This is a genomic window from Corallococcus sicarius (assembly GCF_003611735.1).
Taxonomy (GTDB): Bacteria; Myxococcota; Myxococcia; order Myxococcales; family Myxococcaceae; genus Corallococcus; species Corallococcus sicarius.
In genome coordinates this window covers 1-15,175 of sequence record NZ_RAWG01000241.1, presented here as the reverse complement: position 1 = coordinate 15,175, position 15,175 = coordinate 1, and the positions used below count along the sequence as shown (strand labels likewise).

Annotated in this window: 8 protein-coding genes; 3 read left to right on the top strand and 5 right to left on the bottom strand. The window is 71.5% G+C overall.

The window, feature by feature from the left end:
- Both D7X12_RS29520 and D7X12_RS29515 read left to right on the top strand, forming a co-directional pair.
- The coding region (locus tag D7X12_RS29520; RefSeq protein ID WP_208719362.1) for a phage tail family protein at positions 1–2,126 on the top strand (2,126 nt) is incomplete at its 5' end.
- 194 nt (positions 2,127–2,320) lie between these two features.
- Positions 2,321–4,498, top strand: a complete 2,178-nt coding sequence (locus D7X12_RS29515; RefSeq protein WP_244224852.1) for a DUF4082 domain-containing protein — start codon at positions 2,321–2,323, stop codon at positions 4,496–4,498.
- Between the two features lie 65 nt (positions 4,499–4,563).
- On the opposite strand, the gene D7X12_RS29510 is transcribed toward D7X12_RS29515, so the two are convergent.
- A complete protein-coding gene (locus D7X12_RS29510; RefSeq protein WP_208719360.1) occupies positions 4,564–5,859 on the bottom strand; it encodes an RNA polymerase sigma factor in 1,296 nt (431 codons plus the stop codon).
- A 134-nt stretch (positions 5,860–5,993) separates the two neighbouring features.
- Positions 5,994–7,016 (bottom strand): AraC family transcriptional regulator, encoded by a 1,023-nt coding sequence (locus D7X12_RS29505; protein WP_120628592.1) that lies wholly within the window; start codon positions 7,014–7,016, stop codon positions 5,994–5,996.
- A 107-nt stretch (positions 7,017–7,123) separates the two neighbouring features.
- On the opposite strand from D7X12_RS29505, the gene D7X12_RS29500 reads away from it, so the two are divergent.
- The gene (locus D7X12_RS29500) at positions 7,124–7,966 is read left to right on the top strand and encodes an SDR family oxidoreductase (protein ID WP_120628591.1); all 843 of its coding nucleotides are present in this window, start codon (positions 7,124–7,126) and stop codon (positions 7,964–7,966) included.
- Positions 7,967–8,031: 65 nt separating this feature from the next.
- On the opposite strand, the gene fusA is transcribed toward D7X12_RS29500, so the two are convergent.
- The 3 genes from fusA to D7X12_RS29485 all read right to left on the bottom strand — a co-directional run bounded on the left by fusA (position 8,032) and on the right by D7X12_RS29485 (position 15,075).
- A complete protein-coding gene (fusA, locus tag D7X12_RS29495; protein ID WP_120628590.1) occupies positions 8,032–10,137 on the bottom strand; it encodes an elongation factor G in 2,106 nt (701 codons plus the stop codon).
- Between the two features lie 386 nt (positions 10,138–10,523).
- Positions 10,524–12,218, bottom strand: a complete 1,695-nt coding sequence (gene hflX / locus D7X12_RS29490; protein ID WP_120628589.1) for a GTPase HflX — start codon at positions 12,216–12,218, stop codon at positions 10,524–10,526.
- A 163-nt stretch (positions 12,219–12,381) separates the two neighbouring features.
- Positions 12,382–15,075 (bottom strand): DEAD/DEAH box helicase, encoded by a 2,694-nt coding sequence (locus D7X12_RS29485; RefSeq protein ID WP_120628588.1) that lies wholly within the window; start codon positions 15,073–15,075, stop codon positions 12,382–12,384.
- Between the last annotated feature and the right edge of the window lie 100 nt (positions 15,076–15,175).

The window sequence follows — 15,175 nt, the reverse complement described above, 5'->3', positions numbered from 1 at the left end:
CCCCGAAGGCCGCCGTCCCCAGGGACTCTTTCGACACTTCCGTGAAGCCTCCCAGCGACGGGTCGCGGACGCCGAGCGTCTCGGACGTGGCGAAGCAGGTGGAGGCCGCCACGCAGCGCGGCGTCGCCGAGGGCGCGGAGCAGCTGCGCCGCAGCCTCGCGGGCTTCGGCAAGGAGCCGGGCAAGCAGGCTGCCCTCATCGAGGCGTCGCTGCCCTCCATCCAGGAGTTCGGCCGGGTGACGTCGCTGGAGGACGGCCGCCCCGACGCCGCCATCGTCCAGGGAACCCTGGCCAGCCTCGCCCGGGCCTCCGAGGGGCTCACCGACTACAGCCGCGACCGGCTGGCGACCACCTTCGCGTCGAAGATTCCAGACATCAACCTGCACACGAAGAAGGAGAACGGGCTGTCGCGCGCCGTGAAGGACGCCATCAAGGACGGGCACGGCGCCACCTTTGGCGTGGCCCTGTCGGACGCGCTGAAGAATGCGGGCAGACCGAAGGCGTCGGAGAACGTGGGACAGGCCACGACCGAGGGCATCCGCGACGCGCGCGAGGACTTCGAGGAGGCGTCGAAGAAGACCGACAGCCTCAACGAGGAGCTGGCGCGACTGACCACCGGCTTCGCCGGGTCGCTCGACATGAAGCAGGTGGAGGCCGGCGCCGAGGCCTACCGCGCGCGGCACCCGGAGTACGCGGAGCTGGAGGAGAAGAGCCAGAAGCTGTCCGCCGCCCTGGAGGGCGTGGGCAATGCCCAGGGCCGCTCGGACCTGCACGAGGACCTGGGCGACGAGTCCAACAAGGCCTACGAGCAGCTCCAGAAGCTGGGCGACACCCCCGCGGGCCAGAAGGCCCTTGGCGACGCGCTGGAGAAGGAAGGCGCGGGCGGCAAGTCGTTCCTCACCAAGGCCAAGGAGGGCGTGCGCTACGCGAAGGACGCGACGACGCTGGCGGAGAGCGCCGCGACCGTGGTGGCCAAGGCCGCGGGCGTGCGGCTGCTGTCCGAGGCGAAGACGAACCCCGCCCGGGCCTCGCAGGTCTTCGATGGCCTGCGCAAGACGCACGATCTGTTCGGCGTCTCCGCGCAGGACGCCGCCCTCATCAGCCAGAACCTCAAGGACGTCGCCGCGGGCGCCCCCAACGGCATCGCCGACCTCCAGAAGACCCTCAAGGACACCACCCCGCTCGTCCCGGGGCTCGCTCCGGACCGGGTCGCGGGGCAGGCCTTCCGGGGACTGGGGGTCGCGCTCTCCGGGTTCAGCGTGGTGACCGGCGCCATTGATCCGAAGGGCCGGGAGAAGGCGGCGGTCGCGCTGCAGACGGCGAGCGGCGCGCTCCAGCTGGGCGCGGACGGGACGAAGCTCGCGGGGGAGGTGCTGAACCAGACCGCCACCACCGGCTCGCTCGCCTCGAAGGTGGGCTCCGGGCTGGGCAAGCTGGGCTCCGTGGGCGGCAAGCTCGCGGGCCCGGTCTCCGTGGTCGCTGACTTCGTCCAGGCCGGCGTGAGCTTCGCCAACGGCGACACGGGCAAGGGCATCACCAGCACCCTCACGGCCGTGGGCGGCGCCACGCTGACCGCCGCCACCGCCCTCCAGGCCGTCCCCGTGGCGGGACAGATCGTCGGCGCCCTGCTGGTGGCGGGCGGCATCGTGGGTGGCTTCATCGTCGACGCCGTGAAGGGCAAGAAGGCGGAGCACGCCGACGAGCGCGATGCCCAGGCGTTCCTCAAGGGCGCGGGCATCCCGGAGGAGGCGGCGAAGAAGCTGGACGACCTGACGTCGGACCGCACCAACATCGGCCCCTTCATCACCCAGGTGGCGAAGACGCTCGACGTCACACCCGCCGCCCTGCTCCAGCACCTGACGAAGCAGGACGGTGAACACCTGGATGCCTTCATCCACGTGGCCCACCGCGTGGACGTCGACAAGGACTCGGGCATCTTCAAGGAGACCGCGGACTCCGACAGCCTCTGGGTGGGCGACGACGGCAAGCTCAACAAGCGCGGTCGCGCCAACTCCCTCCAGGTGCTGGATCCCAGCCGCGCCATCACGCCCAGGTACCCCGACAGCCTGAAGGCCGCCGCCGCGTGGATCCGCGAGAACGGCCTGGCGCCCCCGTCGGCAGGCTGAGCACTCCGCCGGGAACGGACGGCACGCGCTCCCAGCGGATGCGCGTGCCCTTCCAGGAGAATCATCCACGCCCCCTGAAATCACAGACGTGTCACCGTCGCGTGAAACACTCGACTCCGGATCGGCGGATGTGAGAACGACCGTCTGTCTTCAACCCCAAGGAGTCCGAATTGCTTCGACATGCATCACGATGGATGACGACGTTGGTCGTGGGTTTCACCTGGGTCCAGGCAGGCTGTGGTCCGTCGCAACCGGCGGCACCGGAGACTCCGAGCACCGAGGAGGCCGCGCAGCCGCTGCTGGCGGGGGAGCGCTCCCTCTTCGGCGCCTCCGCGGTGCCGGACGTGGCGGCGGCGAACGACAACGCGGCGGTGGAGCTGGGCATGCGCTTCCGCAGCGATGCACCGGGCCGCATCATGGGCGTGCGCTTCTACAAGGGCGCGGGCAACACGGGCACGCACACCGGCAGCCTGTGGAACGCGGCGGGGTTCCAGCTGGCCACCGCCACCTTCCAGAGCGAAACGGCTTCGGGCTGGCAGGAGGTGCGCTTCGCCACGCCGGTGACCATCGCGGCGGACACGAACTACATCGTCTCGTACCACGCGCCCGCCGGCCACTACGCGGCGACGAGCAACGGCTTCACGTCCTCGCTGGATGTGCCGCCCCTGCATGCGGCGGCGAGCGCGTCGGGCGCGGGCAACGGCCTCTACCGCTACGGCGCGAGCGGCTTCCCCACCGACAGCTTCCAGGCCACCAACTACTGGGTGGACGTGGCCTTCCAGCCCAACGACACCACGCCCCCGACGGCGCCCACCAACGTGGTGGCGACGCCCAACTCCTCCACCGCCATCGACCTGACCTGGTACGCCTCCGTGGACGGCTCCGGCGAGACGCAGGGCAACGCGCGCGCGCACCTGGTGTACCGGGGCAGCCAGCTCATCGCGGAGCTGTCCGGCACCACCGGGCGCTACCGCGACACCGGCCTGACGCCCTCCACCGCGTACCAGTACACCGTGCGCGGCCGTGACGCCGCCGGCAACGTGAGCGTGGCCTCCGCGACCGTCACCGCCACCACGCTGGCGAACACCGCCTGCAACCCGTGCAGCCTGTGGAACGAAGTGACGGGCACCCCCCAGTTCGAGAACGCCGACACGACCCCCGCCGAGGTGGGCGTGAAGTTCCGCACGGACGTGGCGGGCACGGTGACGAAGGTCCGTTACTACAAGGGCAGCACCGACAACGGGCCGCACGTGGGCCACCTGTGGAGCGCCACCGGCGCGCTGCTGGCCACCACCGTGCAGACGCCTCCGGAGAGCGGCTTCGGCTGGCGTGAGCTGACGTTCCCGACGCCGGTGAGCCTGGCGGCGAACACGACCTATGTCGTGTCGTACTTCGCGACCGGGGGCCGCTACGCCATCACGACGAACTACTTCAACACCGCGGGCGTGGACATGCCGCCCCTGCACGCGCCGTCCACCGTCGCGGCGGGCGGCAACGGGGTACGCAACCTCAACGGCAGCGCATTCCCCACGGAGGCGTGGCTCAACACCAACTTCTGGGTGGACGTGACGTTCGTGCCCGCGACCTCCGGTGGCACGTCCCCGGTGGACCTCTCCGTGCAGCAGTCCTTCCCGGCGGGCACGGGCGCCAACGGTGACGCGCTCTTCTACGACATCACCGTGACGAACCACGGCACGTCCGCCGCCACCGACATCGTCCTCGACGTCCCCATCCCCGCCGGCCTGAGCTACTTCTTCTACGAGGCAACGCCGGTGGGCGGCGGCTGCTACTTCGGCAGCTACCTGCAGTGCGACATGGCGAGCCTGGCGGCGGGCGCGAGCGCCACCATCCACGTAACGGCCATCCCGATGAGCTCCGGCACGTTCCAGAGCGTGGCCACCGTCAGCTCAGCGCAGACGGACGCCGTGCCGGGCAACAACACGAGCAGCCTGCCCATCGTCGTGGGCCCGTCCACCAACGTCCTCACCTTCGACACCTTCGCAGGGGCGGACGTGGTGCTGAACGGCCCGAATGGCCCGATGCACTTCCTGACCAACAAGTGGTACCTCGCGTCGCCCTGGGGCGGGTTCACCACGAAGAGCATTTCGTTCAACGGCGGCGGCATCACCGAGGCGGGGCTCTCCGTGTTCGGCCAGCGGCACGTCATCGGCCTGGACGCCTTCACCTGGGACACCGGCGCGACCCTCACCCTGAGCTGCCTCGACCTGCCGACCCGCACCTTCCCGCTCACCGCGGGCCAGGTGACGCACGTGGTGACCAACTGGCTGCAGCCGTGCACGGTGTTCAGCATCGCCACGTCGAACGGCTGGGACACCAACATCGACAACATCCAGTTGTCGCCCCGCCCGTAAGCGCATGACGACACGGGACGGCGGGCATGCTGGACGGATGCCCGCCGCTCCCCTGCGCCCAGTGACTACGAAGGACGCTCGCGGGTACACGCCGCGGCGCGGGCCAGCAGCAGCGCCTGCTCCCGGGCGTTGCGGGTGAGCGAGGCCGCGCGCTCGAACTCCGCCCGCGCCTCCTGGAAGCGCCCCAGCTTCTGGAGCAGGTCACCGCGCACGCTCGGCAGCAGGTGGTAGCTCTTGAGCGAGGGTTCGGCCTTGAGCTGTTCGACGAGCTCCAGGCCCACCGCGGGACCGAACGCCATCGACAGCGCGACCGCGCGGTTCAGCTCCACCACGGGTGACGGCACGAGCTGCGCGAGCAGCGCGTAGAGCGTCGCGATGCGCGACCAGTCCGTCTCCTCCGGCGTCCGCGCCCGCGCATGACAGGCGGCGATGGCGGCCTGCACCGCGTAGGGGCCCTGCGCGCCCCCCAGCTTCTCCGCGCGCTCCAGCGCCGCGAGGCCCCGGCGGATGAGGAGCTGATCCCACAGCGCGCGGTTCTGCTCCAGCAGCAGCACGGGCTCGCCCGAAGGTCCCACGCGCGCCCTCGCCCGCGACGCCTGGATCTCCATCAACGACACCAGTCCGTGCACCTCCGGCTCGTTGGGCACCAGCTCCGCCAGGATGCGACCCAGCCGGAGCGCGTCCTCGCAGAGCGCGGGGCGCATCCAGTCGTCTCCCGCCGTCGCCGAATAGCCCTCGTTGAAGATGAGGTAGACGACCTCCAGCACCGAGGCCAGCCGCGTGGCGAGCTCCGCGCCCCGGGGCACCTCGAAGGGGACGCCCTTCTCCGCCAGGGTCCGCTTCGCCCGGACGATGCGCTGGGCCACCGTCGGCTCCGGGACGAGGAACGCGCGGGCGATCTCCTCCGTCGTCAGGCCCCCCAGCAGCCGCAGCGTGAGCGCCACCCGCGCCTCCGGGGACAGCACCGGGTGGCAGGAGGTGAAGACGAGCCGCAACAGGTCGTCGCCCACGTCGTCGTCGAGCGCCGCGTCCAGGTCCGGCGTCTCCGCCTCCTCCAACCCGTGCCCCAGCTCCTCGTGCTTGCGCGCCAGCAGCTTGTGCCGCCGCATCTCGTCGATGGCGCGTCGCTTGGCGGTGGCCATGAGCCAGGCGCCCGGGTTGTCCGGCACGCCCGACACCGGCCACTTCTCCAGGGCGGCCACGAGCGCATCCTGCGCCAGCTCCTCCGCCTGCCCCACGTCGCGCACCATGCGCGCGAGCCCCGCGATGAGCCGCGCGGATTCAATCCGCCAGACCGCGTGGACCGCGCGCTGCGCTTGGGTGTTGTCCGTCACGGCGGCGGACTCAATCACCTCTGTCATCCAGTGCAAACCCGGACGAAGGGGCATCGTCCGGGCGCTCACGCAGGTGGACAGCGGTGTCCGCCACCCTGCCTGGCAGGCCACCAACAGGGCGAGGAGCTGTTGGCTGCGACTGTGTTGGCCTGGCCGTGACGTCAGGCGCGGCCCGTGCTGCGGCCCGGGGCTCGGGTCCGCGAGGCGCGGCGGAAGTCCGCTGGGGTCACGCCCCTCCAGCGGCGGAAGGCCCGGTGGAACGCGCTCGGCTCGGAGAAGCCCAGGAGGAAGGACAGCTCCGCCAGGTCGATGTCCGTCCCGGACAGGTGCTCACACGCCACGTCGCAGCGCACCTCGCGCAGCAGCGTGACGAAGGACGTGCGCGCCTCCGACAGCCGCCGCTGGAGGCCGCGCGAGCTGACACCCAGCGCGCGCGACACCGCGTCCAGCGTGGGCTCATCACCCGTAAGCATGCGGCGCAGCACCGCGCGCACCTGTCCGACCACGTCATCGGTGCCGCGCTCCTTCAGCAGCGCCTCCGCGCGCGCCCCCAGCAGTCCCGCCAGCTCCGGGCTGCTGCTCACCAGCGGACGCGCCAGGTCCAGCGCGGAGAGCACCAGCACGTCCTGCGGCTGCCGGTAGCTCACCGCGATGCCCAGGAACGCCTCGCTGCGCCCCCGGTGCGCCACGGGAGGCCCGCGCCGCTCCACCCGCACGGGCACCACCTGGGTGCCCGTCATCCGCCGGCTGAAGGCCACCAGGAAGGTGAACTCCAGCTCCGCCCGGAACGACGCGGACGCATGCTCTGGCCGTCCCAGGTGCAGGAGGATGCGGACGCCCTCGCGGGTGCGCGTGAGCTCCAGCGTGTCCGAGGAGAAGAGCCGCTTGTAGCGCTCCAGGCGCGCCAGCGCGGTGCCCAGGTCCGGCGCCGCCATGGCCGCGAGCCCCACCACGCCGAACAACTCCGGGCGCAACCGCGCGGTCGCGGTGAGCACGAACGAGGGGTCCTTCACGGCCAGCAGCGCCTGATCCAGCAACTCATCCGACTGCGCCAGCGTGAGGCGCTCCGCCGCGGACGCCACGCCCACCCGCCGCGCGAGCGCGTCCAGGTCCACGCCCGCCTCCCGCAGGGAGACGCAGAGGGAGCGGGGCAGTTGCACCAGCGTCTGGGACTTCGGTGGCATCGCGGGTCAACTCCCTGGCGCCCGGGGTCAGTCGCTGGCGCCGTGCCCGGTGCTAACCCTGGGAATCGCACGCGCCGCCCACGGCGCCACGTCTGGAGCAACCTATCATGGCACCCATCGCACTCGTCACGGGCACGTCCACCGGCATCGGCCTGAGCACGGCCGTCCTCCTGGCGCACCAGGGCTTCGAGGTCGTCGCCACGCTGCGCGACAACACCCGCGCGGAGGCCCTCCAGGCCCGCGCCGCCGCGGAGGGCGTGCGACTCCACGTCCGCACCCTGGACGTGTCCAGCGACGCCTCCGTCCAGGGCTGCATCCGCGACGTGCTCCAGGCCCACGGCCGCATCGACCTGCTGGTGAACAACGCGGGCGCGGGCTACCTGGGCACGATGGAGCAGACCTCCGAGGGCGCCCTGCGGCGCACGATGGAGGTCAACTTCTTCGGGGTGTGGCGCGTGACGCAGGCGGTGTTCGCCGCCATGCGGGAGCAGGGCTCGGGGCGCATCATCTCCGTGAGCAGCATCGGCGGGCTCGTGGGCCAGCCCTTCAACGACGCCTACTGCGCGGCGAAGTTCGCGGTGGAGGGCTTCATGGAGGCGCTCGCGCCCGTGGCGGCGCGGCTGGGCATCCACGTCTCGCTGGTGGAGCCGGGCCCGGTGCACACGGAGTTCGTCAACAACGTGCTCGCCACGGGCAATGGCACGCAGGGCAGCGGGCCGGAGGTGTATCGCAACCTGCTCGCCGCCTACATGCAGCAGTCCTCGAAGCTGTACGCGGGCGGAAGCCAGTCCGCGGACGACGTCGCGAAGATCATCATCGAGGCCGCCACCGCCCAGGCGCCCCACCTGCGCTACATCACCTCCGACGCCATGCGCGCCTTCTTCGCGCTCAAGGCGCAGGACGCGACGGGCGACGCGCTGCTCCAGCAGATGGGCAAGCGCCTCACCTGAGCCCTCCCCACGCACAGCGGCCCCGGAAACCCATCCACCAGGCTTCCGGGGCCACCTCGTTCACGTCACACCCGCGCTTCAGCGAAGGACGCGGGGAGCGCGTCGGGCACCGGCTCGTACGCCCCCAGGCGCATGCTGGCCTGGGCACGGCCCTGCGTGCGGCCTCGCAGCGCCGTCACGTAGCCGAAGAGGCGCGCCATGGGCACGCGCGCGGACACGCTCCGCGACGTCCCCTTCGCCTCCATTCCCAACACCCTTCCCCGCCGCGCCGACAGGTCCCCCAGCACCTCACCGAGGAACTCCTCCGGCGTGGTGACCTCCACGTCCATCACCGGCTCCAGCCCCTGGATGCCCGCGCGCTTCGCGGCCTCCTGGAGCGCCATCGAACCCGCGATGGCGAACGCCTGGGGGGTGGAGTCCTTCACGTGCGTGTCTCCATCCACCAGCCGCACCTCCACGTCCACCAGCGGCACGCCGTCCCGCACGCCCCGCGCCAGCGCCCCGGCCACGCCCTTCTCAATCGCCGGAATCAGCTCCCGGGGAATGGTGCCGCCCCGCGTGTCGTCCACGAAGACGAACCCCGCGCCTCGCGGCGCCGGACCCACGTCCAGCACCACGCGTGCGTACTGTCCGGGCCCGCCCGACTGGCGGACGTGGCGGTACTCCTGGCGCACCGCGCGCCGGAGCGTGTCGCGGTACGCCACCTTCGGCTGTCCCACGCGCGCCTCCACCCCGAACTCCGTCTTCAACCGGTCCACGACCACCTCCAGGTGCAGCTCTCCCATACCGGACAGCAGCACCTGGCCGCTCTCCGGATCCACGCCCACGCGCAGCGACGGATCCTCCGCCGCCAGCCTCTGCAGCCCCTCCTCCAGCTTCGGCAACTCCCCGGGCGAGCGCGCCTCCACGGCGAGCTGCACCACGGGCTCCATGACGCCCAACGCCTCCAGCACCACCGGCTCCGCCGGGTCGCACAGCGTGTCGCCCGTACGCACGCCCTTGAGGCCGAGCGCCGCGCAGATGTCGCCCGCATGCACCTCCGCCACCTCCTCGCGGCGGTTGGCGTGCATGAACATCAGGCGGCCCACCCGCTCACGCCGCCCGGTGGCGGGGTTGAGCAGGACGGTGCCCGCGCGCAACGTGCCCGAATACACGCGCAGGAACACGATGCCGCCCACGGCCTTGTCGCTCATCAGCTTGAACGCCAGGGCGCTGGGGGGCGCCGCGTCCGACACGGGTCGGGACACACGCTCGTCCGTGCCAGGGACACAGCCCTCCACGGCGGCCAGGTCCGAAGGCGCGGGCAGGTAGTTGACGACGGCATCCAGCAGCATCTGCACTCCCTTCTTCTTGAAGGCCGACCCGCACAGCACGGGCACCAGCGTTCGCGAGAGGGTGCCCGAGCGCAACGCGCGCTCCAGGTCCTCCGCGGTGATGTCTTCCAAGCGCCCTTCCACGAACTTCTCCAACACCACGGCGTCCACGTCCGCGCACGCCTCGATGAGGCGCAGCCGCAGCGGCGTCACCTCCTCGCGCAGCGCCGGCGACAACGCCTCGTCGTCCCGGAACTGCCCTTCCTCTTCCTCGAAGCGCACGGCCCGCATGCGCACCAGGTCCACGAAGCCCTGGAAGTCCGCGCCCTCGCCCAGGGGCCACTGCACGGCCACCGCGCGCGCGCCCAGCCGCTCCTCCATGGACTTCACGCTCATGGCGAAGTCCGCGCCCACCTTGTCCATCTTGTTGACGAACGCGATGCGCGGAACGTTGTAGCGGTCCGCCTGGCGCCACACCGCCTCCGACTGGGGCTCCACGCCCTGGCTGGCGTCGAACACCGCCACCGCGCCGTCGAGCACGCGCAGCGAGCGCTCCACCTCGATGGTGAAGTCCACGTGGCCCGGCGTGTCGATGATGTTGATGCGGTGGGGCACGCCCGCCCCGCGCCCATGGCGTGGGGACCAGAACGCGGTGGTGGCCGCGGAGGTGATGGTGATGCCGCGCTTCTTCTCCTGCGGCATCCAGTCCATCTCCGTGGAGCCCGTGTGCACCTCTCCCGTGGAGTGGATGCGACCGGTGAAGAAGAGGACGCGCTCGGTGAGCGTCGTCTTGCCCGCGTCGATGTGGGCCATGATGCCGATGTTGCGGTACCGCTCGATGCGCGTGGTGCGGGACATGAAGGACTCCTGTTCCCGTCGGGCAGCGAGGCCCGCGGGTGGTTGGGTTTGGCGCTGGTGGTGAGAGGGAATGCAGCGGCGGAGGCCTTCAATCGCGCTGATGCGCGCGACGAAGACACCGCGGGAGCTGTCGGCGGAAGCCGGACTCACGGCACACGGGAACCAGCCACCCCGCGTACCGGAATACACCGGTCCGCCTGCTCAAATATCGAGCAGAACCTCGTGACGGGGGGCGAGGCGCACGTCCGCCGTCGGCGCGATGGCGCTCGAGCACGGCAGGGTGTGGATGAAGACGGGCCTCATGATGGACTTGAAATAAGACAGACACCCCGCGATGTCAATGCAGCCACCACGGGGGGTCGGGAAGCGACAGGGGGAACCCGCACTCAGTGCGGAGGATGTTCCTGCTGAAACGACTGGCCGCTGGCCGTGAGCGACTTGCCCTCCTGCCAGAGCAGCTCCTCGATGCGCAGCAGCAGGTCCGTCATGCCTTCCCCCGTCTGCGCGCTGATGGCGATGCCGTGCCGGGACTGCGCGTTGACGTGCGCCAGGTGCCCGCCCGCGCCGCCCTCCAGCAGGTCGCTCTTGTTGAAGACGAGCAGGCGCGGCACCTCGTGCAGGTCCAGGTCCCGGAGGATGCGCTCCACGGCTTCAATCTGGAGCGGGTACGCCGGGTCCGACGCATCCACCACGTGCAGCAGCAGGTCCGCGTCGGAGAGCTCCTCCAGCGTGGCGCGGAAGGCGCTCACCAGCGTCCGGGGCAGCGCGCGGATGAAGCCCACCGTGTCGGTGATGATGACCTCGCGGTCGCGTGGGAAGCGCAGCCGGCGGCTGCTGGGGTCCAACGTGGCGAACAGCTTGTTCTCCACCACCACGTCGGAGTCCGTCAGGTGGTTGAGCAGCGTGGACTTGCCCGCGTTCGTGTAGCCCACGATGGAGAGCACGGGCACGTCATGCCGCACGCGCTGCTGGCGCCGGACCTGCCGGCTCGCGCTCAGCGCGTCGATGCGCTTCTCCAGCATGTTGATGCGGTCGCGCACGCGGCGGCGGTCCACCTCCAGCTTCGTCTCACCGGGCCCACGTCCGCCAATGCCGCCCATCAGCCGGGAGAGCCCCTCGTCCCGCTGGGCCAGCCGGGGCAGCCGGTAGCGCAGCTGCGCGAGCTCCACCTGGAGCCGGCCCTCCGCGCTGTGCGCGTGCTGCGCGAAGATGTCGAGGATGAGCTGGGTGCGGTCCAGGACCTTCAGCTGCGTCTGGTCCGCGAGGTGCCGCGCCTGCGCTGGCGTCAGGTCGTGGTCGAAGATGAGCATGTCCGCGAACAGCTGCATCGAACGAAGGTTCAGCTCCTCCAGCTTGCCCTGGCCAATGACATACCTTGGGTCAATCTGATTGCGGTTCTGGATGGACGTGTCCAGCACCTGGATGCCCGCGGTCCGCGCCAGCTCCTGCAGCTCCTCCATGGACGCCTCCGCGGCGGCCCGCCCCTCCAGCGCCACGCCGATGAGCAGCGCGCGCCCCTGGACCGCGACCTCGCGGCCCGCGGTGGCACGGCCAAACGCCGCTTCCAGCTCGTCGGCCAGGGCCACGGGGTCCAGTTCGAGCGCGTGGAGGCCCGGAGCCGTCTGCGTCTTCCAATACTTCGCGCGCGCGCCGGTGGCCTCCGGGTCCAGGTGGCCCAGGTAGACCTTGCCGGGCATTCCGTCCGGCTGCGCGACGATGGCGCAGACCAGGTCCAACCGCAGCAGCACCAGGTCCGTGAGGTCGTCGGGCGTGAGGGGTTCGTCCTTCAGGTGGGTGTGGACGAGCCGCAGCCCGCGCAAGCGGGTGTCGCCCGCGCGGAGGCGGCCCAGCTCCGGGAGCTCCAGCTTGAACGCATCACCGACGACGACGTGCTCGATGTCGCCGCGCCGGTTGATGAGCACCCCCACCTGGCGGCCTGTCTCGACGGAGAGCTCCGTGAGGTGGCGGGCGAGCTCGGGGCTCACCACCTCACCGGGCAGAACGCGCCGCCGGTAGGTCGCCTCCAGGCGTTTGAACTGATTGGGCTTCAACCCCAGGATGTTTCCGCGGATGGCAGGAATGGTCGTCCTCCTTGCAAGTGGAGCGCTGCGCGGCGTCCCCTGCGAGTAAGGCTAGGCACTCCCGGACACGGGGGCGTGCTCGGCTGGCCGCGCCTCGCGCACCCGCGCAAGCCACGGAGGCCGCCGCCTTTGACAGCGGGCTGGCGGACCTCCCCGCGCCCGCTCAGCGCCGCCGCCTGCCGCCGCCCCGCCGTCCCTTGGGCGAAGGCGCCTTGCCGGGGGGGCCGCCCCGGCCGCCGCCCCCGCGCTTCGGGCCGCTGCGCTCTGCTCCCCACGCGCGCTCCCCGCCCTGCGTCCGGGCGGGCCGCTCCCGGTTCGCCTCGACGATCTCATCCGGCATCCAGGGACGGTCGAGCAGCTCCTGCAGTTCCAGGAGCGAGCGCGCCTGGACCACGCCCCGCCGTCCCCGGGCGACGCTGAAACGCTGGGGCCGGTCGAGCAGCGGCAGCTCCTCCTCCACCAGCGTGCGGGCGAGCTTCTCCGGCAGGTGCAGCCGCACCACGCCCCGAGGGGCCCCGTCCGACAGCTCCTCCACGTCGTATTCCAGCGGCACCTCCTGCTCGCGGATCTCCACCGCGTCCGGGAGGGCCAGCAGCAGCTGACGGACGCTGGACGGCACGAGCGCGTTCAGGTCCAGCCGCAGCGGGCGCTGCTTGAAGTCGTCGAGCGTGTCCACGCCGTCGAGCTGCGCCTCGTAGAGCGCGGTCAGCTCCGGCAATCCGAGCGGCGGGGTGAGTCCGCCGGAGCGGCGCCACAGCTCGCGCACCTCGGCGATGGCCATCCGGTGACGGTCCACCGCGGGATGGGGCGCTTCCCCCCGCGCCAGCGCCTCCGCGAGCGCGTGCCGGGCCCCCTTGGCGAGCTCCGGCCCCCAGGCGCGCAGCACGTCCACTTCCACTTCCAGGTCGAAGCCGAAGTAGTCCAGCCGGCGCTGGAGCACGACCGAGCGGTAGCGCACGTCGTACCTGGGCGCCTCCGCATGCCGGCGGGCGTAGCGGCGCAGCAGGGCCTGGGGCAGCTGGGTGCCGTCGATGGCGGCCTGCGAATTGCCGTTGCGGTCGGCGAAGTAGCGCAGCGAGCCCGCCACCGCGCCCAGGTTGCCGCACACGCTCGTCTTCGACACCCGCGCGACCTCGCCCCACGCGGTGCGCTCGTCGATGACCAGGTCGAAGGGCATGAAGCGCGCGAGCAGGTCGCAGAAGCGCTGGTAGACGCGGGAGCTCGCGAAGGGCATGCGCGCGGGCAGCGCCACCCCCACGCTGCGGTACACGCTCGCCATCGCGAGCGCCGCGTCCTCCACGGCCTTCACCAGCACGCCGCGCGTCTCGGCCCAGGCCGCGAACTTCTCCGCGTCGAACAGGTGGCGCGGCAGCCCGTGCACCTCCCCCACCGCGCCCGCCTCGCGGAAGGCCTCCGCGTAGAGGTTGTAGGCGGTGAGGTGGTCGCTGCCGGGCACCAGCACCCCGTCCAGGTTGCGCTCCTCGCGCGTCATCCGGTGCAGCGACTCCACCGCGCTGCACACCGCGAGGAAGGGCAGCAGCTCATCCTCCGCGTTGACGATGAGCTCCGCCCAGGGGCGCTCCACGGGCAGCGCCTCCACCGCGCGGCCGTAGTCGGACAGCCGTCCGTGCTCATCCACGATGTTGCGCGCCTGCAGCTTCGCGAGCGCCCGGCGGTAGGCCGTGCGGTCCAACGGCACCGGCAGGTCCAGCTCGTCCGCCCGCACGCCCAGGGCCGCGGCGGTGAGCGCCACCCGCTCCGGCTCGCCCGCGAGCTGGAACTCGGGCGCGGTGGGTTTGAGCGAGGCGAAGTGGAGCACGCGGTCGCTCAGGATGAAGACGCGCCCGCCCTCCACGCGCCCGTGCACGCGCCCCGCCATCTGCAGCAATTCATTGCTGCCCAGGTGCACGCGGGTGAGGACGTTGCGGCCGCCCTCCACCAGGTTCGTGTAGCGCATGTCGTCGATGACGACGGTGTCCAGCCCCGGCACGTTGAGCGCGCTCTGTCCCGCCGCCGTCATCGCGAGCACGAAGGGCCGGGGCGCGCTGCCCTCCAGGAAGGGACGGATGGCGCGCAGCGGCTCTCCGCCGTGGTAGTGCGCCGCGTGGATGTCCGGCCAGTCGTTGCGCACGTGGGCCGCCGCCTCCTCCACCGCGGCGCGCGTGGCGAGGAACACGCCCACGCCGCGTCCCTGCCGCTGCACGTCCTTCAGGAAGGCGTCGTCCAGGAAGGACAGCGGCTGACGGCGCTCCACCTCCACGCGGGCCGCCTTCTTCGGATCAAAGGAGGACACCTGGAGCACGTCCGCGCTGTCCAGGTAGCGCGAGTAGAAGGCCGGATCCACGGTGGCGGACAGCCAGATGAAGCGGCAGCCCACCCGCTTGCCCAGGGCCAGACACAGCTCCAGCTCCGCCGAGGTCTGGTGGATCTCATCCACGATGAGGGTGTCCTCGCGCCGGATGGCCCCATCCTGGAACCAGCGCCGCGCGATGCCGGTGGTGACGATGACCACGTCGCTGAGCGGCGTCTCCGCCGTGGCCTCGCGCTCGCGGTTGACCACCGCCACCCGCAGGGGCTTGCGCCCCACGAGCTCCTCCGCGATGGGACGGATGGCGAGCGTCTTGCCCGTGCCGGTGCCCGCGACGATGCCGAACCCCTGCCCGCCCCGGGCCAGCTCCCGGAGGCGCTCGCCGTGGTGCTGCTCCAGGTACGTGCGCAGCTCCAGCCCGAGCGCCAGCTCAATGGTTTCACACGCGGCGCGCGTGGGCGCGATGACCACCACCCGGCCGCGCTTGGGCACCACGGGGGAGGAGGAAGTGGCGCGAGGAGGAAGGTATCGGTCGGTGGGCGTGCGCACGGCCCCCAGTGATACGCACTCGCGGCCCCCGGGGAAACATCCGCGTGGATGGAGCAGGCTCCAGCGGGTCCAGGACCCGACTCCCATCCAGGCCCATGCC